The following is a 25,045-nucleotide window of genomic DNA, read 5'->3' as shown; positions in this document are numbered from 1 at the left end:
CCCCTTTATTTTTTAAAAACAAAAAAGCCCCTATGTCTACGATAGACATAGGGACGATTATTCACCGTGTTACCACCCAGTTTGCATAAATAGCATAGCTACTCATACCACTCTTAGCAATAATATCGATTGCTAGTCCGCTTAGCATTACCTAAGATACTCCAGAGTGTAATTCGCAAGTTTGTTTGTGCTAGGTTCCAGCAACCCCTAGCTCTCTCGTTAACAGTGACAAACTGCTACTGGGCTCTTTCAACGTATGTTATTTGTTAAATTATTAGCCATTATATTGAATTGAAAACAAATTGTCAACAATACCCAAATATTATTTTAAAATAATTCATATCTTCATACGTATTTCGTTATTCCTTATCTTCTCCAATAATCCTTACTTCTCGCTCTAACTTCACGCCAAATTTCTCTTCAACTGTCTTTTGTACGAAGTGAATTAAATCGATGTAATCTTGTGCTGTTCCGTTATCAACATTCACCATAAATCCAGCATGTTTTAAAGAAACTTCTACTCCACCAATTCGCTTACCTTGTAGTCCTGAGTCTTGAATCAACTTACCAGCAAAGTTATTTGGTGGGCGCTTAAATACGCTACCACAAGAAGGGTATTCTAGAGGCTGTTTTGACTCACGCTTAAACGTTAAATCATCCATTTTTGCTTTAATTTCTTCACGTACACCTTCTTCAAGTTCAAATCTCGCTTCAAGAATAATGTAATGGTTGTTCGCAAATACACTCTTACGATATCCAAATTCAAATGCTTCTTTCGTCAAAGTACGTAGCTCTCCATCACCTGTCATTACGACAGCTTCTGTTAATACAAACGAAATTTCACCGCCGTATGCACCAGCATTCATATATAATGCTCCGCCAACTGAACCTGGAATACCACAAGCAAACTCAAGACCCGTTAAATTATGATCTAATGCAATGCGTGATACATCAATAATTGCTACGCCACACTGTGCTACAATCGTCGTTCCTGTTACAGTAACACCTGTAATATGAATTAAACTTACTGTAATCCCGCGAATTCCACCATCTTTAATAATGACATTCGATCCATTTCCTAAAAACGTAACTGGAATATTATATTCGTTCGCATATTTGATAACTTCTTGAATTTCATCATAATTTGTAGGCGCAACGAAAACATCTGCTTTTCCGCCAACTTTAATATGCGTATGATTCTTTAACATTTCATCTTGTTTAACATGTCCTTCAGGCAATACCGTACTTAAATATTTATAAACCTCTTGCATATTCATTTTACGATTCCTCTATTTCTATATTCATTTTATCCCGTTATACGGGCCCATAATATCCCCACGTACATGAAAGAACCTAAAGTGGTGGATACAGTGTACCCAAAATCAATTCGAGACACCTATAAACCTCTTAATTTATAAGAGGTGCCACTCATATTAAAATATATATTGCATAATAAAGCAACCCAAATGGACTACTAAACTTGACATGTCATCAGAAAGACAACAATTTGTAAAATATGTGACTTTTTCAAAACACTATCCCTCAGTATCTTACTATACCATACAAAAAGAAAGTGGTATTTTTTTGTACTTTTTACTTTATTTACATCAATGAAAAAAGAGCACATTCCACAGAATGTGCTCTTTCTATACTCATTAAATTATTTTTCGTTCTCTTCTTTTTCCTTATCAAACCATAATAGCTCATCGTCATCCACTTCACCATTATAATTGATTAAAATTTCTTCTCCCGCTTTTATATCCTTATACGCGAAGAAGTTAAAAGTATGATTCTCGAAGACAATTTCATACGTTGCATTCGGATTATATGCATGATTAAATAACATGCCGTATCCTAACAGGAATGCCGTATGATTTACCCCATACTCAAATGCGTAGTCAGCAAGTAACGTTTTTTCAATGTGTTCATGCTGTTCATTCGGATAAGAGATAACTGGTGCTGAGTGAATCAACTCACCCTTTTTAATATCACGAGTTGCAAATACACCTCTATTAAATTCTCCATCACTAAGTTCAGAAGTCTTAACTTCAATCATATTCGTCACCTATATAATTCTTTCTTTGAAGTATTTTATCCCGCTATTTGCGAGGTTCAACTAATAATCAGTAGGTATTAGTCTCACTTTATCTCCTTAAGCTTGGCAGAAAACGCGCAGAAAAGCAATTAAATTACTATCAAGTATTCATTTAAATGAAAAAAGAGCACACATGGTGTGCCCTTTTCAAGAAATATTACTTTTCTAGAATATCTTCTAGTAACTTCACTTGCTCGCTAACAGTATGTAACGTCTTCACCGATATATCATTTCGATGTTTTTCTTCTTCCACACTCGCTAGCACTTCTTCTGTAGCTGTAGAAGTTTGCTGAATTACGTTAGAAGCATGCGTAACATCCTTTACAATATTCGTCGTTTTAACTTGGAAACTTTCTTGATGAATAACAACCTCTCGCATTACTTTATTAATCGCATCAATAAACTTCCCTAAATCAGTTACGTTTGTTAAAACGCTTGCTAACATTTCGTTACACTCTTCTTGTACTCTTTCTGACTTCTCTACCTGCACTTCTACCTTACTTGCTTGATTACTAAACTCCTTCAAAATCCCTTGAATTCTTCCCGCAGAATGATTTGATTCTTCAGCAAGCTTTAACACTTCACTCGCTACAATAGCAAAACCTTTTCCATGCTCACCTGCCCTCGCAGCTTCAATATTTGCATTTAAAGCTAGCAAACTCGTCTGACTTGAAATATTCGTTATTACATCTACAATTTCATTAATTTGTTTCGATTGCATCATTAAATCTCTAAATATAATTCCAGACTGTGAAACAACATCATTTAAACTTCTCATGTTAGCTTCAAAATTTCTTAAAGTATGTACACTACCTTTTGAAATGTCTAAACTTTCATCCACACGAGCCGATGCAGTTCTTACTTGAGAGATGATTTGTTCAATATTTCCCTCCATATCATTCAATACCTCTACCGAACGGTACATCATCTCTGATTGTGATTGCGTACCAACTGCTACCTCTTCAAAGGCAAAATTAATTTCACTCATCGATTCCATCGACGTATTCATATTTTGCCTTAAATGATTGAAATTACTATCTAGTTTCACAACTGTTTCTTCAATAAGCCTTTGCGTCTCTTCTAGCTCCTGAGCTTTTCTCATTACTTCTTGCTTCTCATCACTTAAACGAAGGAGCAGATTAGAACCGATTTTCGTGACGCCCCACATAGCAATTGTTACAATCGCTAACAAACTTGCAAAATTAGCAGCTTCAGACGAGGCTGTATAAGCAAAAAATTGCTTCGGCCAATAGCTACAAAGAATAAATGTGATTACAACAGCTACCCCGCCAAGAATTAAAATGAGGCGCTCACTTAAGTAAATAAGTGAAACAGCTAATGTAAAATAAACCATTTGAAATACAGCCGGGCTTTCATTAAAAGCTTGTACCATGATGTAAGACATGGTAAGCAACATAAATGTCATGATATATTTATACGCTGATTCCATACTTTTTATAAAAGTAAAAAGCGTTCCAAATGCAACGACAGAAATACCACAAATCCAAAACGCTATTGCTCTCTCTGTAAAAATATATCCATAATACCCAATCGCGATTATCCCAAGGCAGAAACTACAAATCGTTATAAACAGTAATAAATGATTTTTCTGTGATTCTTTCTCAAGGTTAGAAAAACAAGTCCTCTTTAACCACTCCATATGAAGCCCCACCTTCTACTTATACATATCAATTACTTCAGTTTAAATACCGCACTCACTGGGTTATGATCGCTATTTTCAAACTTTAAATCTTTCCCTTGTACATTTACAATCTCTACATTCGGTGAAACGATAAAGCCATCAATAATAGTGACGAAATTTTCACCTTCTACATATTTCTTTACATCATCTCTCACAGTCATAACAGACGGATCTACAGCCCACTTAAAGCCACCGTCCGTAAAATCCTTCGGTAACTCTACTAACCACTCAGGACGCTCTTTCACAAACTTCGGATCACTTAATTGAGCGTTCGAAACTAATTGATTCCAATCTCCGCCCATTATTACGTAATCACCATTTTCATAATGCTTGTTCATATATTCTTTTAAATACTCTACTTGCTGTTTTCTAATTTTCCCGCCTTCATCATAAGCAGACAAATGTAGATTTACGAGTCTAACATGTTTCCCATTATTAACAGGAATTTTATATTCCACAATTGCTCGATCTAAATCAAACAAACGCTTTGGCCAAGGCTCCATTCCAGGCAGCTGGAACCTCTTCGCTTCTTGAACAGTGTATTTAGAAAACGTACTTAATCCAGCCTCCGCATATCCCATTGGATTTGTTATTGGCACTGGAACCCATTTCGTATCGTAGTTCTTGCCAAATGACGAAACATAATCAGGTAATCCTTTTTTCAAAAATTCATGTCCATTTACATCAAATGAACGAAGTGACTTTATATCAACTTCTTGTAATAGCGCAAAATCACTATTCTCATTTTGTAAAAACGAAAGCATATTCTTTAAATTAATTTCCGTTTGCTCTTTACTACTTGAACCAGATCCCTTTCCACCATCCATAAAGAAATCTTGATCCTTATCTAACCCAGCATATCCAATATTAAATGTTGTAACTTTAAATTCATTTCCAGTCGCTAATACGCGCTCCTTATTATTCTCCACCTTCAAGCTTATAACATCAGCAGGCTGTTCTTTAGTAAGTGTCATATACGCTAGAAATCCTCCTACAATGCCCGCTAATACTAAAACACATATAAATACGATTTTTAAAAATTTCTTCAAATAAATGACTCCTTTTCACGCGAATTTATTTTTCTTTATTTTCAGTCAAATAAAATAAAACGACACACATAAGAAACATTTTATCATAATTAAAACTGTATATCACTATATTTAGTTGATAAGTAATCGATCTCATTTTAATTACTAAAAAACCTTCAAACATCAAAAAAAGAAAAGTTACACCCACCTCCTCACTAGAAATTAAACGGTATATTTAGTACACTATATGTAATAATCAGAGGCGATGGAGTTCGCCATAACTGCTGCTTAGCTAATGACTCCTACCAGTATAACTACTGGTAGGAGTCTATTTTTTTGAGCAAGCTATTTAAAGAGGTGAAGAAATTGATTTATATTATCGTTGGCATAGCCGGTATATTAGGAGCCCTTTCTCGCTATTATTTAGGTCTTACTATTCATACTTCATGGAATCATTCATTTCCGCTAGCTACATTGCTCATCAACTTACTCGGCTGCTTCCTATTAGCGTGGCTAACTACCTATATCGCTCGGCGAAACATCTTACCATTAGAAATTATCACAGGCATTGGGACTGGATTCATTGGTTCCTTTACGACGTTTTCAACATTTAGTGTAGAAACTGTGCAACTAATCAATCATTCTGAATGGGATACGGCTTTCTTATATGTATCATGCAGCATACTTGGTGGTCTCATTATGTCTGGTCTTGGCTATACACTAGGTGATTTCTTAATTAAGAAACATCTTACGGAAGGTGATCACTTATGATAGAAGCTTTATTAGTGGCAACAGGTGGATTTTTCGGCGCGATTACACGATTTGCAATTAGCAATTGGTTTAAGAAAAGAAATAAAACACAATTTCCAATTGCTACATTCCTTATTAATATAACAGGGGCATTTTTACTTGGATATATAATTGGCAACGGAGTCACTACAGACTGGCAACTATTATTAGGTACTGGATTTATGGGCGCATTCACTACATTTTCTACGCTTAAATTAGAATCTGTTCAGCTTCTCAATCGTAAAAAACTGTACATCTTCCTTTTATATTTAAGTGCTACTTACATAATTGGTATCGCCTTTGCCTTCCTTGGAATGAAGCTAGGCGGAATATAAAAAAAGCGACTCTAACCAGTCGCTTTCTTTCATAAGAAGTATGTCCCGCCATATGGAATGGAAAATAAACCAGCTGGATGTACATCGTAATGTACAATTTGCATCGGAAGTTGTGAATACGGCATATACTGACTTTGCATCATTTGTGCAAAATATGCTTGTTGTTGCATTTGAATAGCCTGATTCACAGCATGAATTGTCCCTTGTGCCCCAGCCAGCGTAATAGCTGCTCCTACTTGTCTACCATTATAAAAATAATGATTCATCATGATTCATCTCACTTATTCTTTTTCTTCCATATGGTATGTTTCTATTTCATAGTGAGTGTTTTGTCCCTATTGGTAGCTCCTATCTATTGCCCTTTTTCAGCTTTGAAGTAATAAATCCAAATAGTAATACACCAATACCACTAAGGAACAATACATAACTTATCGGTACTAGGAAAAAGAAAGGTTCTTCAAGGAATCCATCCGCTCCTATTTTACTGTTTGAAGCATGTATAGTTAAAGAAATAATCGCTAAAATCATTAAAGAAATAGCTACTACGTATTTATTTTTCATTTCACATTCTCCTCTACTCATGTAATTCTCCTTAGATCGTTAACATCATATTATCTAAAACAACATTAACAGTCAATAATTATTTATTGTTTAACAATAAATAATTATTGACTAAACTAATAACAAAAAGGTTTACGAAGCATCTTAAATCACTTCGCAAACCTTCTAAATCATAAATATTTACACTTCAAACCTCTTGCTTAATACAACATACATTGCGCAAAATAGCACGAATATCCCAGCATAAATTAATAAAATCTCTACACTAAACATATCCGACAATGGACCAAATATTATTATTCCTAAAGGAAGCGCGCATGAATTCGCAATTTGTACAAGGCTAAAAATCCGCCCGTGCATCGATGGTTCTACTTTCTCCTGCAATAACACAGTAACTGGTGTATTGAAGCACGGCATTGTTATACCAATTAAAAAATTAAATACTAAATACATAGTAAATATCGGTGCTATTCCGAGTCCAATCATAAGCAGTCCATATAATGCACAAGCTAGCGCTGTTGTATGCATACGATTACGAAAACCACCCCACGCCGCAATCAATACGCCACCAGCTGCCGCACCCGCACTAAAGGTCATCTCACTCGCAGTAAGTCTCCACATTTCGGCCCCGAAAGAACGAGTTACCATTAAAGGCGTTAAAAAAGCAGCTGGACTTATTAAAATCATGACGATAATCAATAAAAGGATTAGCCTTTTAATAAATACATTTTCTTTTAAATAAGAGAACCCTTCTTTAATTCCTTGTAGATTAGATTTTTGCTTACTCTCTACATTCACATGTCCTTCGACCTGAATAACAAACATAATACTAATTCCAAACATGGCTGTAATAACATCAATAAAAAATGTTGTTTCAATGCTGGCAATAGAAAGAATCGCCGCACTTGCTGCTGGAGAAAGAAACATAATTAAAGATGTAATACTGCTATTTATTCCATTTACTTTCATCAGATACTCTTTCGGAACGATTTGCGGAATTAATGCATTCACAGCTGGCGTTTGTACTCCTGTTCCAGCTGAACGAATGAGTAACACAATAAAAAGTAACCAAATACTTTTATATCCTGTTAAAAATAAAATTGCTAAAACTAACGTCGCAATCGCTATAATCCCGTCCGATAACATAATCATCTTTTTACGGTCATAACGATCAACCCAAACACCTGCAAACAAAGATATCGCAATTTGTGGTAGAAAACCGCAAACAGTTGAAATAGTCAACATCACTCCTGATGATGTTGTAAGGGTGATATACCATATAATCGCGTATTGCACGAGAGAGGAACCGAACAACGAAATAGTTTGAGCGGTCAAAAATAATATAATTTTCGTTTTCCAATTGTTTTCACTCATATGTTTCACACCCCCTTAACTAATCCTGTCTCTATATCAAAGATGCTATCTGCCCAATCAAGATAAAAACTTGCTTCGTGAGATACGAGTATAATGCTGCCCTTAAACTGAATTAGCGCCTTTTGCAAAGCTTCCTTCGCTTCTGCATCTAAATGATTTGTCGGCTCATCTAAAATTAAGAAGTTACAAGGTGATAGTAATAATCCGCACAGTTTCACCTTCGATTGTTCACCACCACTTAACGTACGAATTTCTTGCGAAACGTGCGTATCCTTCACACCACACGCAGCTAAATGATGGCGTATTTCCTTCATATTCAGTTTAGGAAACTGTTCTGAAATAATTTGAAGCGGCGTTAAAGAATCATTGCTCCAATTTAAATCTTGCTCATAATATCCAATGTTTATTTGCTCTGAAAAGTGAAACTCTCCAGAAATGCTAGCAATATTTCCAACGACTGTTTTTAATAAAGTAGATTTCCCTACTCCATTGAACCCTGTAATAACAAGTTTTTGCCCACCCATCACTGAAAAATTCAATTTTGGTAAGAGAGCGAAATCGTAACCAACTTCAAGGTTATTTACTTCAAGAACTGTCTGAACTGAAATGGGAAGTTCCTGAAAATGAATAGACGGTTTATGAGTAAAACTTGGTGGCGCAATTCTTTCCATACGCTCCAATTGTTTTCTACGACCTTGCGCTATTTTTGAATTCACCCCAGCAATATTTCTACGAATATACTCTTCCGTTTTTTCAATTTTCTTTCGCTGTGCATAATATTGGCGAATATAATCTTTTCGCAAATGCTCCTTTTGTCTTACAAAATCTGAGTATTTTCCGTAATACTTCTTAACCGTTCCGAACTCTACATCACATATGCAAGAAGTTACCTTTTCCAGAAAATCAAAATCATGTGATACGACAATAAACGCTCCTTCAAAATTCATTAAATAATTAGCAAGCCACTCCACATGCTCCTTATCGAGAAAATTCGTCGGTTCATCTAGTAATAAAATAGTAGGCTCTTCTAATAAAAGCTTTGCTAAAATTACCTTTGCACGCTGCCCTCCGCTTAATTCACCAATAACACGATCCATCCCAATCGCATCAATACCTAAACCGGCTGCCACCTTATTTATTACGCTGTCTACTGAATAAAAATCACGAGCCTCAAGCTGCTCTTGCATTTCAGCTGCTTTTAGTAGTTGATTCTCATCTCCAGTCATCGCACTTTCTTCATATAACTTGTTCATTCTCTTTTCCATTTCATACAAATCATAAAAGGCTCTCTTTACATATTGTGAAATGGTATAACCCTCATCAATTTCTGCGTATTGATCAAGATGTCCAATTTGAATATTGGGTTGCCACTTTATGTCTCCCTTATCAGAAATAATTTCTCCCACCAATATTTTCATTAATGTGCTTTTCCCTGCACCATTCTGTCCAACAATTCCCATATGCTCGCCTTTATGCAAATCAAAAGAAGCATTTTCGTATAATACTTTATCAATAAAACTATGTGATAAACTTTCAACTTTAAGTAAACTCATTTTTATTCCTCTTTTCCTGAAATTAAAAAAAGCAGAGAGATAGCGTCATTCGACACTAGCCCTCTGCTTCGTGGTTTTTCCTATACTACTCCAATTTACAGTAAATACTCATCGGAATAATATACACAAAGGGCCATAGACAAAGCATTGTCTATGGCCCCTTAATCTATTTTATACATCAACTGAAAAACCATAACCAAATAAGCATAGATAAACTATACTTTTTTAGAAAAGTTATTCAGTCGATGAATATAGGGATTTATGCCCCTTGATTAAGCTCCGTACAACGCTTCACCGTATACATTTGTGCGGAGCAAAGTTTTCTAATGAGTTTTACAAATTTTATATAAAGCATGTTCTGCACCTTCCTTAATACTTAAAAGGGATTTTAGCATACAGTTTTACGAAGCGTCAACATTACCTCCAAATCATTCAACTACTTATTTTTAAAATATTCCTTCTGAAACATACACATTCTTATCGCATTATGATAGTTACCATCAACGAAAAACTCGTCTAAAAGCTCGCCTTCCACTATAAATCCAACCTTTTTATACACATGGACTGCTTTCTCATTTTCTTTATCCACAACTAAATAAATCTTATGCATATTTAATACAGAAAAAGCGTAATCCATCGCTAAACGCGTCGCCTCTGCTGCATAACCATATCCTTGATAATTTGGATCAATAATAATTTGGAATTCTGTTCTACGATGAATATAATCGATTTCTACTAACTCAACTAATCCAACCATCTCATTGTCTTTCTCAACGATAAATCGGCGTTCGCTTTGATCATGTATATGTTTATCGTATAAGTCTTGCAGCTCCACAAATGCCTCATACGGCTCTTCAAACCAATACGACATAATATGGGCATTATTATTCAGTTCGTGTACAAACTTTAAATCTTCTCGTTCTAATGGACGTAACTTCAATTCCTGATTCATTCCTATAACCTCCAAGTAAAAGAAACCTCTTCACTTAATTTCTCAATTTTTTTCGATTTCAAACGCCCTAATTTCATTGTAAACTTTCAAGCAACTTGAAGGTCAAGATGTAAAAACTAATGTAAAAATATTATGCCGAAATTTATAACTAATTAATAAAGAATGTAGGTATTTACAGTAACTTAACGAAAAAAGAACAGTCTTTTTGCTTTCCAAAAAGCTCATTAAGATAAAATAAAATTATAAATATATCATCGTTAAAAATTAAGAAAAGGAGCTGAATCTATGAGAATACACTATAGAAAATATGCGTTATCTGTAATTTCATTAGCCTTATTTACTCTTATTGGTTGTACTAATAATGAGCAAAAAAACGATAAAAACGAGCCATATACTTTTGAGGCTTCCAAAAAACGTGGTGATATTATTGAGAAAAACGATGAAGTTTATAACATAGAGAAATTAGATACTTTCGTAAAAAACTATAATTCAAATAAAGACGATTCAGTTAGAATTACTAAATTTAATAACAAGAACGAGCCTATTATTATTGATTTAACTGTAAAAAAAGAAAAGGAATCTACCTCCGTCTATTATGATGTCGACTACACAAAAACAAATGAGAAACATAATGAAAACCAAGAGATACAATATTCGAATACTACATGTCAAAAGATAAAGAAAGATATTGAAGACAACAAAGTAACTTATAAATTAGAATGTCCTGACACTATTCATTTGATTACAGCCCCAAAATCATAGGGTGGAAAATTCCACATAAAAAAGTAGTGCAAACTTACGTCTGCACTACTACTCTTTTCTCAAATCTCTCATATTCGATATGTATAAAGCAATAACTAAAACAAGAATTGCTCCTGCGTATAATAACGTCTCCATCGGTTCCTCATGAGACACAATAATCAACCGAATTAAAGCCGTAATTCCGATATAAATAAAATAACGTAACGGAAAATGATAATTCGATTTAAAATACTTAATAATTAATGCAATGAACTCGAAGTATAAGAAATAGACGATGATACTTTCAACCAATTTATAAGACGTATACTCTTTTGACGAAAAAATATACTGCACAAACGTGATCGTCTCATTCACTAAGAAAATCGATAACACAATGGATAATATAATTAAAGCTATATTTAATATCCATTGCAAAATACTAGCTATAACATGATCGATATTAAACGACTTCATTTTATCTTTAAACTCCCCTTCGTATAAGTACTTATTTATTATAGCAAAATTACGATTGGAAAGAAGTTAAATCATATATTCGTCCTTTGTTGTTGCCAGTATAGGCCAGATTTAGTGTGTGGAGAATTCTGTTTACAACCATACCTGACGAAACATGGAGAAACTCTTTCAAATTACCGTTCGTACATGTCGTACTAATGAGCAATGCATAATCTCGTATAGCACCCTCATGCGCCACTTTTAGAAAATCTTTACAACTTGTACAACGCCAACCCTTCTTAACTTTAACCATTGGAATAACTAAGCATTTCTCACATTGTACTCCATTTAGCAACTCCTCTTTTTCTATTTTATATTGCTCAAGTATATTTTGTTGAAGTGGAGAATGCTCCGCTATTATTTGATGAATGAGCCTATCTACATTATCTATAACTTTTTTCTTATATTTACTTTCAAACTACTTTATTTTATGAGGTAGATTTGCACTATGAATAATTGTATGAAGAAGATTGTCATCTGAAGATTTTATAATGGTACGAGGCGAGCTAATAACAACGAGGGACTCGATTGGAAGACTAGAAGAAAATCCATGTAAGCTTAACCATTTTTTAAGTTGTATTTCCTGCCTTTTTATTTGTAAAACAGGGTCTGGAAATCCCTCTGAATTTCCTTCTGTTATTCGGATAAGTTGATTAAACTTTGTATCAAATATTAATGTACCTGCTATATTTTTTATCTCAAGAAACAGAAGAAACTTTGTGGAAATGATAATAGTATCAATTTGAAAGTATTGATCATGATTAGATAAGCGAACATCATGTAAAACACTGTACTCTTTCTCAGAAATAAAACTAAGTGGATAATCAATCGCTTGCTCCCCTTTATACCCCGCCATGTGTTTTGCCAAGTTTTCTCCAATTATATTTCGTTTCGGATGATATACAGGTAACCTTCTAAGAAGCGCTTCTAACTGTCTTATATAAATCGGTATTTTTCTTTCTTTCACAATCACCTCAAACACCCCTTTACAAATATATCAACGATTTTTTCAATATATCTATCACAACTAGCAATATATCAACGATTTTTCCAATATATCTATCATAACTCACAATATATCAACGATTTTTCTAATATATCGATCGGTCGACAATATCCGACACTACCTCACTTCAATCACTCACAGCATATCCTAGAAAAACATCTTCAGCAAAAACTTAAAATCGCATTTCCTCATAAAAAAAACCATAACCCGATCCTCCAGCAAAGTTATGGTTTTTATCCTACAACGCCACTCTACCTATAACTTTGCCGTGAATTCCACAAAATCCATTTGTGCCTATACCAACTTTCACCTTTTTCACAATGAAACTATATACGTTAAAATCGTTTCATAACGCTATTACTTCCGCATACCTACACTTTATATAATAACGGTACAGTACAAACAACGTACTGTACAAATATATGTGGGGGGATTAACTATGAACGAAGCGTTACTATTAGTCGACATACAAAATGATTACTTTGAAGGTGGCAATATGGAATTACATCAACCTGAAAAAGCCGCACAAAAAGCGAAAGAAGTTTTGAGAGTATTTCGCGAAAAGCATAAAACAGTTATTCACGTACAACATATTGCGAACAATGAAGGGGCTACTTTCTTCTTACCCGATACAATAGGTGTTCAAATTTATGATGATGTACAACCAATTGCTAACGAAAGAGTCATTCAAAAACATCACCCTAACAGTTTTTTAAGAACAAATTTATTAGAAACATTAAAGACAGAAAAAATAGATCAACTAGTCATTTGCGGTATGATGACTCATGTATGTATTGATGCAACAGTACGCGCTGCCAGTGACTTCGGATTTCAATGTATTGTAATTGAAGATGCTTGTACAACAAAAGATTTAGAATTTCAAGGAAATCTAATCCCCGCAGTACACGCTCATCAATCGTTCATGAGTGCATTAGAGTTTGGTGATATTTATGCAACAGTCATGTCAGCAAACTGTTTTATAAACAAGAGCAAATAAAAAATTACAGTTCAAAAAAAAAGAAAGGATAAGTATCTTATTCTTTCTTTTTTTCCATTGTCTTAATGACAGTATTTATACGATAATCACCATAATGTAAAACATCTGCAAGAGTCTCTTCTAATTGCTGATGCGAAGATGTGTGAAGAGTCATGACATAGCACCCATCGCCGCTTATACGATACATTTCAGTAATTACGTCCGTTTTTTCAAAAAATTTTTGAATTTGATTATGATAGTGCGGTGCATGCAAAAATAGTGTAACAAAGGTCATAATAGATCCTTCTAGCTTAGCCCTGTTGATATTTATCGTATATTTTTGAATGACACCTGCCTCTTCTAATTTATGAATTCGTTTCCCGACAGCCTGACCAGTCAAATGTACTATCTCCCCAATTTCCTTCCAGTTCATTCTAGCGTTTTCTTGTAGTAATTGTATAATCTTAAAATCTGTTGAATCAAACATGGACATCCCCTTCCTATACGAAACGAATTCTATAAAATCTTCATTTCCCCTACAGTTTAGCTCGAAAATTTTGCAATACAATCGATTGGCTCCATTAGGAATTACATTATTGTTAGCGACTTTCCTTCTTCATTACAATGTATTTGTTGGATTACTCGTAGGCACTACAACAAGCTAGCGATTTTTTATAAATATGAACATTTTTTAGGAATTAGTTTATCTTTTTTTAATGTTTTATTTAGAGGCAGTTTATAGTCGGGTATTAACATAAGAAACGTAGCAACTAAGTTCATATATGACGCACTGCTACTATAATCGCAAACCGTACTACTTAAAATCATAAAATAAGGAGACGATAAAACATGAACAAAAAAACAAAAGCACTATCATCCGTACTGCTCGGATTCACATTAGCATTAACAGGGTGTGCTGGTACTAAAGCTGAAGAAAATCATAGTAAACAAAAACAAGAACAAGTTGCTAAAGAAACAAAAAAGGAAAATAAATTAACTAAAGGGCAAAAAATGGCTAATATTCTTAGCAAGACAAATTGGCAAGGTACACGAGTGTATGACAAAGATAAGAATGACTTAACAAAAGAGAATGCAAACTTCATTGGTCTTGCAAAATATGATGCGAAGTCAGGCAGATATGAATTTTTTGATGCTAAAACAGGTGCAAGTCGTGGCGATAAAGGAACTTTCTTTGTCACAAATGATGGGAAGAAGAGAATATTAATTTCAGAATCAATGAAGTATCAAGCTGTCGTTGACATGACAAAACTAAATAAAAATGTATTTACTTATAAACGAATGGGGAAAGACGCTAACGGTAAAGATGTAGAAGTTTTCGTTGAACATGTTCCATATAAAGAAAAAGAACTTTCTTTCACTGATCCGGACAAGCAGCTGAACACGACTACAGGAGATATTGTTAAAAATGTTGATGGAGATAAAATTTTAGGCGGTACCCTTTGGCACGGAACAAAGGTATTAGACGAAGCTGGTAACGATGTAACACAATTTAATTCGAATTTTATAAGTCTAGCAAAATTTGATGACAAATCTAATAAATATGAGTTCTTCAATAGCGAAACAGGTCAAAGCCGCGGTGATTATGGCTACTTCGATGTTGTACATGAAAATAAAATAAGAGCCCATGTTTCAATTGGAAATAATAAATATGGTGCTGCTCTTGAACTTACTGAACTAAATAAGAATAAATTTACGTATAAAAGAACTGGTAAAGACCAAGCTGGTAAGGATATAACTATATTCGTTGAACATGAACCTTATAAAGGGGATATGAAACCACAATTTAGCTTTTAAAAACGTTTAATTAAAGATCCTGTACTGAGTTGCAAGATCTTTCTTAAGACAAAATCATTTATGATTCTCTTGAAAGAAATCGTCTCATATCCCCCCTCAACACTTCAGCTTAATTGTTGAATATAACAACTTTAAAAAGCCTTACTACACATAAATTGTAGTAAGGCTCTGACTATTTAAGATAAACATTAAACGACTTCATTATCTCTATACAAATAAAGTTTAGCAAATAATGTTACTATCTCCTCCAAAGAAAAGAAACCTTATTTCAACTTTCCTATTGATAAGTTAACACGGTAGTTCCCGTATTTTAATAGTCGTCCTAGAAAGTTATCTAAGTCTTCGTTGGAAGCAAAATGTGTTTTTAATAAATAACACCCCTCACCACTTATACGGTGTACTTCAGAAATCCCTTCTTCTCCTTGAAAGAAATTCATAAACTCTTGGTGATTAGCCGTTGTTACGAACAAAGTAACAAATGCAGTCACTACTTGTCCTAATTTGATTCGGTTTATTGCAATTGTATACTGTTCAATAATCCCTAAATCCTCTAATCTTCGAATTCGATTTCCTACAGCTTGCCCCGTCATATGTATTTTTTGGCCAAGTTCTTTCCATTGTATTCTTGAGTTTTCTCCTAATAATTTCAGTATCTCAAAATCTGTTTGATCAATGATATAAACCAATCCTTTCACCGTGAAAGTAGAAAGCCCGAAAGTGTTTCGCCAACTTATTCTGCTTATCGATACAATTCACTATACTTAGTTTATCCTCTTACATCACATTATTTATCAGCTATATTTACTTATAACACAGAGGACACAACAAAAAAATACATCTAGATTTAAAGGAGGTTACAAATATGTTATTACAAGAAATTCTATCGTTCAATGAACATTTTGTAGAAAATAAGGAATACGCTCCTCGTGAAGCGACAAAAATGCCTAAAAAACGTATGGTTGTTGTTTCTTGCATGGATGCTCGTTTAATTGAGCTACTTCCAAAAGCTTTAGATATACACGATGGTGATGCAAAGGTTATCAGAAATGCAGGTGGTAAAATTGCTTCTGCTTTCGATAGTGTTATGCAAAGTGTTGTAGCATCAGTATACGATTTAAATGCAGATGAAATCTTCCTTATTGGACATCATAGATGTGGCGCGAGCCAAACGAATCCAAAAGGAACACTTCAAAAAATATTAGATCGCGGAGTAGCTTCATCAGAAATTTTATCAGCAATTGAATATGCTGGTATTGACCTTGAAAAATGGTTATTCGGATTCGATGATGTTTGCGACTCAACGCAAGCTAATGTTGATTTAGTAAGAAATCATCCACTTATCCCAAAAGATGTTCCTGTACATGGTTTAGTTATTGACCCTCACACAGGTAAATTAGATGTAGTGGTTGATGGATATAAAGCGTTAAATAGTAAAACAAAATAATAATTATCACGTATATGAAGGGAAGTTATGAGATATGAAAAAACAAGTATTAGATATGAATAGACAAGAAGCTACGCAAAAAATTTTAGCGGCAAAAATTGAAAAAGGGTTAACTTGGGAAGAAATTGCAAAAGTAAGTGAACACTCTGAGACTTGGGTTGTAACAGCGTTATTAGGACAAGCTACAATGACACGTCCAGAAGCAGAAAAAATTGGTAAACTATTAAAATTAGATGAAGAAGTAGTTCAATCATTAACAGTAGTTCCACTTCGCGGCCAAGTGATGGAAATGCCTCCTACGGACCCGATTGCATATCGTTTATATGAAATGATGTTACAATATGCACCAACTATTAGAGAGTTAATCTTAGAAAAAGCGGGCGAAGGTGTAATGAGTGCGATTAACTTCAACCTAGGTGTGGATACACAAGAAGATCCAAAAGGTGGCGATCCTCGTATCGTGATTACACTTAATGGGAAATTCTTACCATTCCGTACATGGTAATTAATTAAAAATCTATCTATATAATTAAAATAATTTTATAGATTTAATAAATCTATCCTTTTTAATCTAACTGTGTAGAAAGGATGGATTTTTACTATGAGATTCTTTTTCGGCAAAGGAGAATAATATGAATAAAAAACACTTTGATACGAGTTTTAGTATTCTACAATGGTTTGTGTTTCTATTAGCAAATGCAATTGCGTTACCTATCATTATTGGTGGCATATTCCATTTACCAATAGAGGATGTCTCAACATTAATGCAGCGGACTTTTTTAGTCGTGGGAGTAAGTTCGTTTCTACAAGCGTGGTTTGGGCATCGTTACCCCATTGCGGACGGGCCAGCCGGTTCATGGGTAAGTATATTTGTCATATTGGGACAAGTCGCTATGCATCAGGGACAAAGTGCAAAAGACGTATTGCAACTTTTAGAAGGCGGATTAATTATTGCAGGTATATTACTCTTCTTTCTTGGTATAACAGGGCTTGTTCATCGAATCTTACGCTTATTTACACCCTTGGTTACAGGAACCTTTCTTTTAATATTATCTCTTCAGCTTAGTGGTGTGTTACTAAAAGGAATGATAGGATTACAAGGATCTGCAACCCATCCTGACTATACAACAACTACTATTGCTCTCTTTGTTTTTGCCCTTATTACTTTCTTATCAATTAAAGGGAAAGGATGGATGAAAAGTTACGCTGTGTTACTTGGAATTTCATGTGGTTGGCTTTTGTATGCAGTATTAGGAAAATCATCTCATATCCCTTCGCATACAACGCTAGTTAAGTTACCAGAGATATTTGCTTGGGGCACACCTAGATTCGATATTGGAATGACTCTAACTGCAACTTTATTTACATTTCTTTTAGTTGCAAATACAATCGCTGCTATTTCGGCTGTAAAACAAGTGGCTCCATTATCTAAAGAAAATGAAAAGCAAACACTGAACCGTGGTGTATGGGTCGGAGGTATATCACATATTATCTCGTCGTTGTTCTCTACAATTGGAATTGTACCATTACCTGCATCAGCAGGATTTATCCAACTAACAGGACAAAGAAAAGTGAAGTCGTTCCTTATAGCAAGTCTTATATTAGCAGGAATTTCTTTTATTCCCTCAATTGTAAACTTTATATCCTTGCTACCAGGACCTATTGCTAATGCTGCACTTTTAGCTACATTTGTCCAAGTAATAGGCATTTCATTTCAATCCATTTTACGTGAAGAATTAAATCAATGCCGATTAACTATATTAGGAATTTCATTATTAATCAGTTTGGGAATATTGTTTCTTCCAGAAAGTGCATTTAGCGGAGTTCCTTCTTCCTTACAATATGTTTTAAGTAATGGCTTACTTGTGGGTACCATGCTTGTCATTCTATTAGAACAATTTTGGAAAGAGTAAAAAGCGCCCTACTTATAGGGCGCTTTTTTTATAACTAATGACTAATACTAGCAGTTGGATATAATGTTGTTCCTCCAATTGAAACTTTTATTTCATTTGTTAATGGAACGTTTTGTTCATTAATAATTGTTCTCCACCATTCCCATGCAAGACCTGTACATTCTCTTGCTACAATTTTTATATTTTTTGAGTTCGGTGGAAGAGGGATAACTGTAGAGTAATGAGCCGTTTTGTCTTTTCCGCTACCATCCCATGTTTTATGTGTTAGTACTTCGTTACCCTTTTGGTCAAATGTGAATTCATCCCAAGATACATCAAATTGAGCAACGTAAGCACCGTAATGATCAAGTGTCATTTTAGCACTTGAATATTCTGTAGTTGTCGTCTCAATATAATCTGTATTGTTATGAACAGCGGCAGTTGCATTATCTTTTAAGAAAGTGCTTGTATATGAAATTGGATATGCTGGATTTTTAAGACTTAATTCAGCATTATCTTTAATGATATTTCGGATTTCATTGAAATCTTTAGTAACAACCTTGTTATGCTCTTTCGCATCTCCGCCTAATACTACAGCAGTAAAGGTACTTTCTTCAAAAATATCTTTATACTGTCCACTCGTTTCGACGCTGTTATTCTTAAGTAAGGCTTTAAAAGCAGCTTGTACATCTTTACTCTTAGATGTTGTTTCTAATTTTACATAAACGGTTCTACCATAAGCTACATTTGAAACCATAACAGGTGGAGCCGAATTACTTACACCTTTCCGAGTTAACTCGTCAAAAGTAACACTATTATCAAAAAGATCGGATGGATTGTTAGGTAGTTCAGCACTTACCGTATAAAATATTTGCTTATATGCCGCTACCATCACTTTCTTCTCTCCATTTGCAACCGCATTAAAATCAATGTTTAGACTGTTATCAAGATATTTAGCGTTAACATTAAGAGCACTTGCTATTTGTGATTTACTATAAACCATAGATTCTGTATACTGCATTCTTGCAGGTAACGTATGTGTTGTAGAATACTTTTCATTCCAAGTAGATACTAAATCGTCTACTGCTCCAGCTACATTACCATATGTCGGATTTTGAACAGTGATTGTATTTTCTTTTCTCATGCCAGGTAAGTCTATACTAATATTCAAAGGCTTTCTCTTAGCCACTAATAAACTTGGTTGATTGTCTGCAAAAGCTTTATTTGCAAGTTGTACAGCTCCTGGATACGTGCGATTCACTACAGAATCAATAATTGAAATATCGACTGGTGACGTTGTAAGTGATTTTTTCTCGCGTTCCACTACTACAAATTTACCATTTGAATTGATACTTTCTTTCGGAACAAAACTCTCTACTTTATCACCATTTACAGCTAAAACCTCTTGATTATTATATTTAAGATTTGCTATACCAGTATCAATGCCACTAGCATTTTTAGTTACATCAGTTACATTACTTGCTTGTGTTTCTGCGAAGGAAATAGATGAATAATTAATAGTGCATAAACTAACTAATAAACATGCAAGGAACTTTCTTCTTTTAGTGTTTTTCTTAATATTCAGAAAAATCACCCCGTTCTTTTTTTAGTAAAATATGATAATGATTGATAAATGATAGCTAATTAATAAACTTACATAAATGCTTTTAAAAGTTCTTGAATTAACGGGATTACGCCACCTACAAATTTTAAAACTGCCATTGCGATTTCCATATTATTTCCTCCTTTTTCTTGCTACGATAATGTGGTTTATCTTTATGCCCTCATTATAGTGACACCTTACACTTTTATCAATACACTCTGATATGCAATATTACATATCAAAAACAAACTGAATTCTTTTAAAAAGTTATACAGAGATATTTTTTTCGTTTGGTACATACTTGAAAAGGTGAAGCATTCTTTTGCATTTTATGAGTAATCACATAAAAAAAGTTGCTGCCTATAAAATACAGACAGCAACTTCAACTAGAGTGTCTTGCATAATCTACGCAAGACATTTTATAACTAATAAACTGCTATTGGCCCATAAGGACCATTAATAATTTCTATTTTTGTTTCAAAAATATCTGTCAAAAGTGTTGGATCCATAACCTCTTCTACTGTTCCAAAAGCAGCAATTTGTCCATCTTTCATAGCACAAATTTTATCAGAGTATTTAGCCGCAAAATTTATGTCATGCATGACAGTCAAAATTGTTCGTCCAAATTCATTAGCTGCACGTCTCAAATGCTCCATCATTTGAACAGAACGAGCAACATCAAGGTTGTTCAAAGGTTCGTCCAAAAGTACATATTCCGTCTCTTGGCACAATACCATCGCTACATATGCCCTTTGTCTTTGACCACCAGAAAGCTCATCTAAATATCTATTCTCTAAACTAGTTAAATCTAAGAAATCAATATATTTAGAAATGATAACCTCATCTTCTTTAGTCAATCTTCCCTTTGAATAAGGAAAGCGCCCAAATCCAACTAATTGTCTAACAGTAAGCCTAGTTACAAAATGATTTTCTTGTCGCAATATAGTCAAAATTTTTGCTAAGTCTTTTGATTTGGATTCAGAAACATCCATATTTGCTACCTGAATTTGACCTTCATCCATATCTAAAAGTCTTCCAATCATCAAAAGTGTCGTAGACTTTCCAGCGCCATTTGGTCCAATTAAAGAAGTAAAGCCTGCTTTTGGTATTTCAATATCCAAAGGTCCTATCTTCACCTTATCAGTATAGAACTTTTTAACATTATCAATTTTTATCATAAAGCCCTCTTCCTTAAAACTATAGTTAAGAATATGATTCCACCAAATAATTCAATAATAACTGAAACTACACCTTGAGCATGGAATACATGATACATTAAAAAGTATGCACTCGTCATTATTAAAAATCCTATAGCAAAAGCCATCGGAAAAATGTATCTATGATCATAAGTTGACGCTGCCTGATAACTCAAAGTTGCTACTAAAAAGCCGTAGAAAGTAAGTGGTCCAATTAGAGCTGTTGAAATGGACATCAAAATAGCTACTAATACAAGCGTATAAATTACACTAGGTTGATATTTAACACCAAAAGAAGTAGCAACATCTTTTCCTAGTGACAAAACATTCAAATTCTTAGAATGAGCCAAAATTAATACTGCTACAATTATGATCATAGGAATTACAATAGGAAAATATGCAGGATCTGCATGATTAACAGAACCAAATAATCTTGCTTGTAAAATATCAAATTCTGAAGGCGCAAGTAGTTTTCTCATGAAAGTTGACACTGAATTTAGCCCGGTACCAATAATAATTCCAACTAAAAGCATAAGTTGTAAATTCCCGTATTTACCGGAAAGTAACCATCCATAAAGTATCAAACTCATGAAGACCATAACAACAACTTGGAATAAAAATGATCCAATTCCATTAAAATTTATTAATGCACTAGCACCAAAGAAGAATATTGTACTCGTTTGAATTGCTGAATAAAGTGATTCGAAACCTAAAAGCGATGGAGTAATAATTTTATTATTCGTAATAGATTGGAAAGCAACTGTCGACAAGCTATGGCAAACTGCAGCGATAATCATTGCAACAATAGCTACTATCCTTCTCTTAACGACTGGGATAAAAGAAGGTGAATCTATCGGAACTGGATTGTTATAAACTAAAAGTCCATATGAAGAAAGGAGACCTAAAGCAATCAATGTAATCAGTAAAATCCAATAACGTCTTGCTTCCTTCTTAGACCGAAAAGCGCTAGCTGATCTACTTTCATTATGAAGGCTAGAATCGATTTCGACATTTTCTTTTTTTCTATATTCTAATGTGATCATCGTAGCCTCCTTGGTTTTCTTTGTCTCAATAAAATAGTAATAAACACGACTGCTCCCACTGTTGCAAGTATTAAAGAAACAGGTAATTCAAAAGGCTGTATAATTGTTCGAGAAATGATGTCACAGGCAGTTATTGACCCCATTCCGATCACACAAACCCAAGGTAAATTACTCCTAAGATCATCACCTCTAAACATTGAAACGATATTTGGCACAATTAATCCTAAGAAAGGTAAGTGTCCAATAACAGCTGCAACAATTCCAACTGCAACAGATATAAGAGCAGTCCCAAAAAGAACAATTCTATTGTAATTAACTCCAAGGCTTGTTGCGACATCTTCTCCTAGTCCAGCTAAAGTCAATCTATTAGCATACATAAAAATAAGAAAAGTAATGATAACAATCAGCCATAAATATTCATATCTTCCTACCTGAACGTTCGCAAATGAACCTACGAACCAAGTTTCAATACTTTGCGTCTTTTGAAAAAGGAGTCCCAAAAAAGTAGACACTGCAGAAATAACTGCTCCAAGCATCAATCCAATAATCGGGACAATTAAAGACGAACGAAGCTTAACTCTTCTTAAAAATAGAAAAAAAATCATAGTTCCTATAAAAGAAAAAATGATTGCACCAGTCATTCTTTGCACTAAAGTTGGGGCAGGAAATAGTAAATACACAAAAAGCAGGCCTAAGCCTGACCATTCAATAGTCCCTGTTGTAGTAGGTTCAACAAAGCGATTCTGTGTAATGAGTTGCATTACGAGCCCTGCCATCGCCATTGCAGCTCCAGTAAGCATTAATGCAACTGTTCTTGGAACACGAGTGATGAAAAACATCTCCATTCCGTCCTCTTGTCCACGTATATCATAAACTCCAGTAAACAGTGATATAATCCCTAAAATTAGAACAACTATAATCGCTATTATAAAAGGTTTTGTCCATAATTTATTGTGATTATAAAACTGGGGTTGAGAAATATTCTCAACCCTAGAAATTATATTTTTTGACACTGCTTCGTACTCCTTTACACTACTTAGCTAAAGTTTTTGAAATATTTCCAAATAACTCTATATAAGTTTGAATTGATTCATTTGTGTAAGTATCTTCTGGTGCATAAATAACCTGGTTTTTAGAAACAGCAGTTGTGTTTTGAAGAGCAGGTGATTTAGAAATAACATCCTTAGCTGGAGCTGAAGTGGCTGCATCAGATGTTGCAGCATCACGATCTAATACGAAAATCCAATCAGGATTTGTTTGTGCAATAGCTTCAACAGAAACGTCGTCACCTTTATGACCTGCAGTAGAATTTGAAACTTCTAATGCTGGAGTCCAACCGAAAATTTCATACATTGGTCCCCAAACACGACCAGAGTGCGGCGCAGCAAAACCGATATTCCCACCAGTAACGATAACACTCATAACTTTATCTTTTCCGTTATAAGCAGATTTTGCGTTTTCAATAGATTTATCAAAATCAGCTACTAATTTTTTAGCTTCTTTATCTTTATTAAAGATTTTCCCTAAAGTAACTGTAGAATCTTTAAGTCCTTTTACTAAATTTTCGCCAGGCTTAGTAGCCTTCTCAGATACATCAACATTAAGATCAATAACAGCTGCATTTGGTACTAATTTTTTGATTTCTTCGTAATGACCAGCAAATCTTTGACCAACGATTACAAGTTCAGGATTTGCAGCTGCAATAATTTCAAGATTTGGTTCACGGTGATTTCCAATGTTTTGAACTGAATCATCCTTTTTATATGCTGAATCTGCAGGCATGATATCCTTTGGAGCAGCCGCTAATTTAATTCCCCAATCAGATAAAGTTTCAAAAGTTCTGTTATCCAAAGCAACTACATTCTTTGGGTTTACAGGGACTTTAACAGTTCCATGAGCATCAGTGATTTCAACCGTTTTTGCCTTATCACTACCATTATCTTTATTAGCCTTTGACTCTTTAGTATCATTACTTGGATTTGAGCAAGCTACTAACATTAAAGTAAAAATTGCTAGAATACTCACTAATTTTAAAAGCATAGATTTTTTCATATGTATACTCCTTATAGTGTAATTTATTTCGAAAATGATGACATCCATAGATTGAATTAGAAATTAACTTTTATTCAATTGAATCGCTATTGATAATCATTTTCATTTGAACATCCTGTTAATTAGTATAGTCATTAATTCTGTGAAAATCTTGTGAATGGTGTGAATTCATAAAATCAGGCACCAAAAGTAATATGTGAAGTCAGGCGTGTTGATTAATCATGATTTCCTCTACAAAACACGCTCATTAATAGCTAATATTTTTATAATCCATTTTTTTACGTCTTTTAATACTTCTAAGAAACTATTTGATTATTAGATTCAATAGAAAAAAGAGTAAAACTGAATGAAACAGTGAACTGCACCCCAATTGTT

25 protein-coding genes, 1 pseudogene, 1 riboswitch and 1 other annotated feature are annotated in these 25,045 nt (G+C 34.1%); of the genes and pseudogenes, 8 read left to right on the top strand and 18 right to left on the bottom strand.

Annotation, left to right across the window (positions count from 1 at the left end; genetic code table 11):
- Positions 1-46 precede the first annotated feature (46 nt).
- Positions 47-262: a binding site (T-box leader), on the bottom strand.
- 97 nt (positions 263-359) lie between these two features.
- From murB to DN403_RS12735, 4 genes are all read right to left on the bottom strand, one after another.
- On the bottom strand, positions 360-1,277 hold the full coding sequence (gene murB / locus DN403_RS12750; protein ID WP_042596460.1) for a UDP-N-acetylmuramate dehydrogenase: 918 nt from the start codon (positions 1,275-1,277) through the stop codon (positions 360-362).
- A gap of 383 nt (positions 1,278-1,660) precedes the next feature.
- Positions 1,661-2,056 carry an SET domain-containing protein gene (locus DN403_RS12745; protein ID WP_000573651.1) on the bottom strand — a complete coding sequence of 132 codons (396 nt, stop codon included), beginning with the start codon at positions 2,054-2,056 and terminating at the stop codon, positions 1,661-1,663.
- Positions 2,057-2,252: 196 nt separating this feature from the next.
- Positions 2,253-3,755 carry a DUF4077 domain-containing protein gene (locus DN403_RS12740; protein WP_000455073.1) on the bottom strand — a complete coding sequence of 501 codons (1,503 nt, stop codon included), beginning with the start codon at positions 3,753-3,755 and terminating at the stop codon, positions 2,253-2,255.
- A gap of 32 nt (positions 3,756-3,787) precedes the next feature.
- Complete coding sequence (locus DN403_RS12735; RefSeq protein ID WP_000714043.1) at positions 3,788-4,846, bottom strand: endonuclease/exonuclease/phosphatase family protein; 1,059 nt, start codon at positions 4,844-4,846, stop codon at positions 3,788-3,790.
- Between the two features lie 231 nt (positions 4,847-5,077).
- Positions 5,078-5,137, top strand: a riboswitch (Fluoride riboswitch).
- Between the two features lie 54 nt (positions 5,138-5,191).
- On the opposite strand from DN403_RS12735, the gene crcB (DN403_RS12730) reads away from it, so the two are divergent.
- Together crcB (DN403_RS12730) and crcB (DN403_RS12725) are read left to right on the top strand one after the other, a co-directional pair.
- Positions 5,192-5,596: a fluoride efflux transporter CrcB gene (gene crcB / locus DN403_RS12730; protein WP_000639338.1), complete on the top strand. Its 405-nt coding sequence runs from the start codon at positions 5,192-5,194 to the stop codon at positions 5,594-5,596.
- Positions 5,593-5,949, top strand: a complete 357-nt coding sequence (gene crcB / locus DN403_RS12725; protein ID WP_000568577.1) for a fluoride efflux transporter CrcB — start codon at positions 5,593-5,595, stop codon at positions 5,947-5,949. The genes crcB (DN403_RS12730) and crcB (DN403_RS12725) overlap by 4 nt, the downstream gene beginning before the upstream one ends.
- Before the next feature lie 29 nt (positions 5,950-5,978).
- Here the strand turns inward: crcB (DN403_RS12725) and DN403_RS12720 are convergent, their stop codons facing one another.
- From DN403_RS12720 to speG, 5 genes are all read right to left on the bottom strand, one after another.
- Complete coding sequence (locus DN403_RS12720; protein WP_000980956.1) at positions 5,979-6,218, bottom strand: DUF3947 family protein; 240 nt, start codon at positions 6,216-6,218, stop codon at positions 5,979-5,981.
- Between the two features lie 79 nt (positions 6,219-6,297).
- The gene (locus DN403_RS12715; RefSeq protein WP_000086300.1) at positions 6,298-6,531 is read right to left on the bottom strand and encodes a DUF3955 domain-containing protein; all 234 of its coding nucleotides are present in this window, start codon (positions 6,529-6,531) and stop codon (positions 6,298-6,300) included.
- Between the two features lie 159 nt (positions 6,532-6,690).
- Complete coding sequence (locus DN403_RS12710) at positions 6,691-7,884, bottom strand: MFS transporter (RefSeq protein WP_001293768.1); 1,194 nt, start codon at positions 7,882-7,884, stop codon at positions 6,691-6,693.
- Between the two features lie 5 nt (positions 7,885-7,889).
- A complete protein-coding gene (gene abc-f / locus DN403_RS12705) occupies positions 7,890-9,437 on the bottom strand; it encodes a ribosomal protection-like ABC-F family protein (protein WP_042596467.1) in 1,548 nt (515 codons plus the stop codon).
- A 436-nt stretch (positions 9,438-9,873) separates the two neighbouring features.
- The gene (gene speG / locus DN403_RS12700) at positions 9,874-10,389 is read right to left on the bottom strand and encodes a spermidine N1-acetyltransferase (protein ID WP_001071085.1); all 516 of its coding nucleotides are present in this window, start codon (positions 10,387-10,389) and stop codon (positions 9,874-9,876) included.
- 285 nt (positions 10,390-10,674) lie between these two features.
- Between speG and DN403_RS12695 the strand changes: the two genes are divergently transcribed.
- Positions 10,675-11,151 carry a DUF4362 domain-containing protein gene (locus tag DN403_RS12695; protein ID WP_149185525.1) on the top strand — a complete coding sequence of 159 codons (477 nt, stop codon included), beginning with the start codon at positions 10,675-10,677 and terminating at the stop codon, positions 11,149-11,151.
- Positions 11,152-11,199: 48 nt separating this feature from the next.
- On the opposite strand, the gene psiE is transcribed toward DN403_RS12695, so the two are convergent.
- Together psiE and DN403_RS12685 are read right to left on the bottom strand one after the other, a co-directional pair.
- On the bottom strand, positions 11,200-11,604 hold the full coding sequence (gene psiE, locus DN403_RS12690; RefSeq protein WP_000834707.1) for a phosphate-starvation-inducible protein PsiE: 405 nt from the start codon (positions 11,602-11,604) through the stop codon (positions 11,200-11,202).
- A gap of 49 nt (positions 11,605-11,653) precedes the next feature.
- A pseudogene (locus tag DN403_RS12685) lies at positions 11,654-12,610 on the bottom strand (nuclease-related domain-containing protein).
- Positions 12,611-13,088: 478 nt separating this feature from the next.
- On the opposite strand from DN403_RS12685, the gene DN403_RS12680 reads away from it, so the two are divergent.
- The gene (locus DN403_RS12680) at positions 13,089-13,646 is read left to right on the top strand and encodes a cysteine hydrolase family protein (RefSeq protein ID WP_042596469.1); all 558 of its coding nucleotides are present in this window, start codon (positions 13,089-13,091) and stop codon (positions 13,644-13,646) included.
- Positions 13,647-13,683: 37 nt separating this feature from the next.
- Here DN403_RS12680 and DN403_RS12675 read toward each other — a convergent pair whose 3' ends face one another.
- On the bottom strand, positions 13,684-14,112 hold the full coding sequence (locus tag DN403_RS12675) for an Lrp/AsnC family transcriptional regulator (protein ID WP_000460473.1): 429 nt from the start codon (positions 14,110-14,112) through the stop codon (positions 13,684-13,686).
- 362 nt (positions 14,113-14,474) lie between these two features.
- On the opposite strand from DN403_RS12675, the gene DN403_RS12670 reads away from it, so the two are divergent.
- Positions 14,475-15,440, top strand: coding sequence for a DUF4822 domain-containing protein (locus DN403_RS12670; protein ID WP_042596471.1), 966 nt, complete (start codon positions 14,475-14,477; stop codon positions 15,438-15,440).
- A gap of 263 nt (positions 15,441-15,703) precedes the next feature.
- On the opposite strand, the gene DN403_RS12665 is transcribed toward DN403_RS12670, so the two are convergent.
- Positions 15,704-16,135: an Lrp/AsnC family transcriptional regulator gene (locus DN403_RS12665; RefSeq protein ID WP_002008929.1), complete on the bottom strand. Its 432-nt coding sequence runs from the start codon at positions 16,133-16,135 to the stop codon at positions 15,704-15,706.
- A gap of 167 nt (positions 16,136-16,302) precedes the next feature.
- Here DN403_RS12665 and DN403_RS12660 point away from each other — a divergent pair, with 167 nt between their 5' ends.
- From DN403_RS12660 to DN403_RS12650, 3 genes are all read left to right on the top strand, one after another.
- Positions 16,303-16,884 (top strand): beta-class carbonic anhydrase, encoded by a 582-nt coding sequence (locus tag DN403_RS12660; RefSeq protein WP_000926482.1) that lies wholly within the window; start codon positions 16,303-16,305, stop codon positions 16,882-16,884.
- Between the two features lie 55 nt (positions 16,885-16,939).
- Entirely contained in the window at positions 16,940-17,389 is a 450-nt protein-coding gene (gene cynS, locus DN403_RS12655) for a cyanase (RefSeq protein ID WP_033669095.1), read from the top strand.
- Positions 17,390-17,516: 127 nt separating this feature from the next.
- On the top strand, positions 17,517-18,797 hold the full coding sequence (locus DN403_RS12650) for a purine/pyrimidine permease (RefSeq protein WP_001034723.1): 1,281 nt from the start codon (positions 17,517-17,519) through the stop codon (positions 18,795-18,797).
- A 34-nt stretch (positions 18,798-18,831) separates the two neighbouring features.
- Here the strand turns inward: DN403_RS12650 and alo are convergent, their stop codons facing one another.
- The 5 genes from alo to DN403_RS12625 form a co-directional block, all read right to left on the bottom strand.
- On the bottom strand, positions 18,832-20,370 hold the full coding sequence (alo, locus tag DN403_RS12645) for an anthrolysin O/cereolysin O family cholesterol-dependent cytolysin Alo (protein WP_000576735.1): 1,539 nt from the start codon (positions 20,368-20,370) through the stop codon (positions 18,832-18,834).
- Positions 20,371-20,804: 434 nt separating this feature from the next.
- Positions 20,805-21,557 (bottom strand): iron ABC transporter ATP-binding protein, encoded by a 753-nt coding sequence (locus tag DN403_RS12640; protein ID WP_000590056.1) that lies wholly within the window; start codon positions 21,555-21,557, stop codon positions 20,805-20,807.
- Positions 21,554-22,618, bottom strand: coding sequence for an iron chelate uptake ABC transporter family permease subunit (locus tag DN403_RS12635; RefSeq protein ID WP_000631243.1), 1,065 nt, complete (start codon positions 22,616-22,618; stop codon positions 21,554-21,556). The genes DN403_RS12640 and DN403_RS12635 overlap by 4 nt, the downstream gene beginning before the upstream one ends.
- Positions 22,615-23,631 carry an ABC transporter permease gene (locus DN403_RS12630; RefSeq protein ID WP_000041823.1) on the bottom strand — a complete coding sequence of 339 codons (1,017 nt, stop codon included), beginning with the start codon at positions 23,629-23,631 and terminating at the stop codon, positions 22,615-22,617. The genes DN403_RS12635 and DN403_RS12630 overlap by 4 nt, the downstream gene beginning before the upstream one ends.
- A gap of 19 nt (positions 23,632-23,650) precedes the next feature.
- Complete coding sequence (locus DN403_RS12625) at positions 23,651-24,670, bottom strand: siderophore ABC transporter substrate-binding protein (protein WP_149185524.1); 1,020 nt, start codon at positions 24,668-24,670, stop codon at positions 23,651-23,653.
- Between the last annotated feature and the right edge of the window lie 375 nt (positions 24,671-25,045).

The sequence above is a fragment of the Bacillus sp. AY2-1 genome, from assembly GCF_008368965.1.
GTDB classification, from domain to species: Bacteria; Bacillota; Bacilli; order Bacillales; family Bacillaceae_G; genus Bacillus_A; species Bacillus_A thuringiensis_S.
The sequence above is the reverse complement of the archived record's forward strand: the minus strand, read 5'-3'. Positions and strand labels throughout refer to the sequence as shown.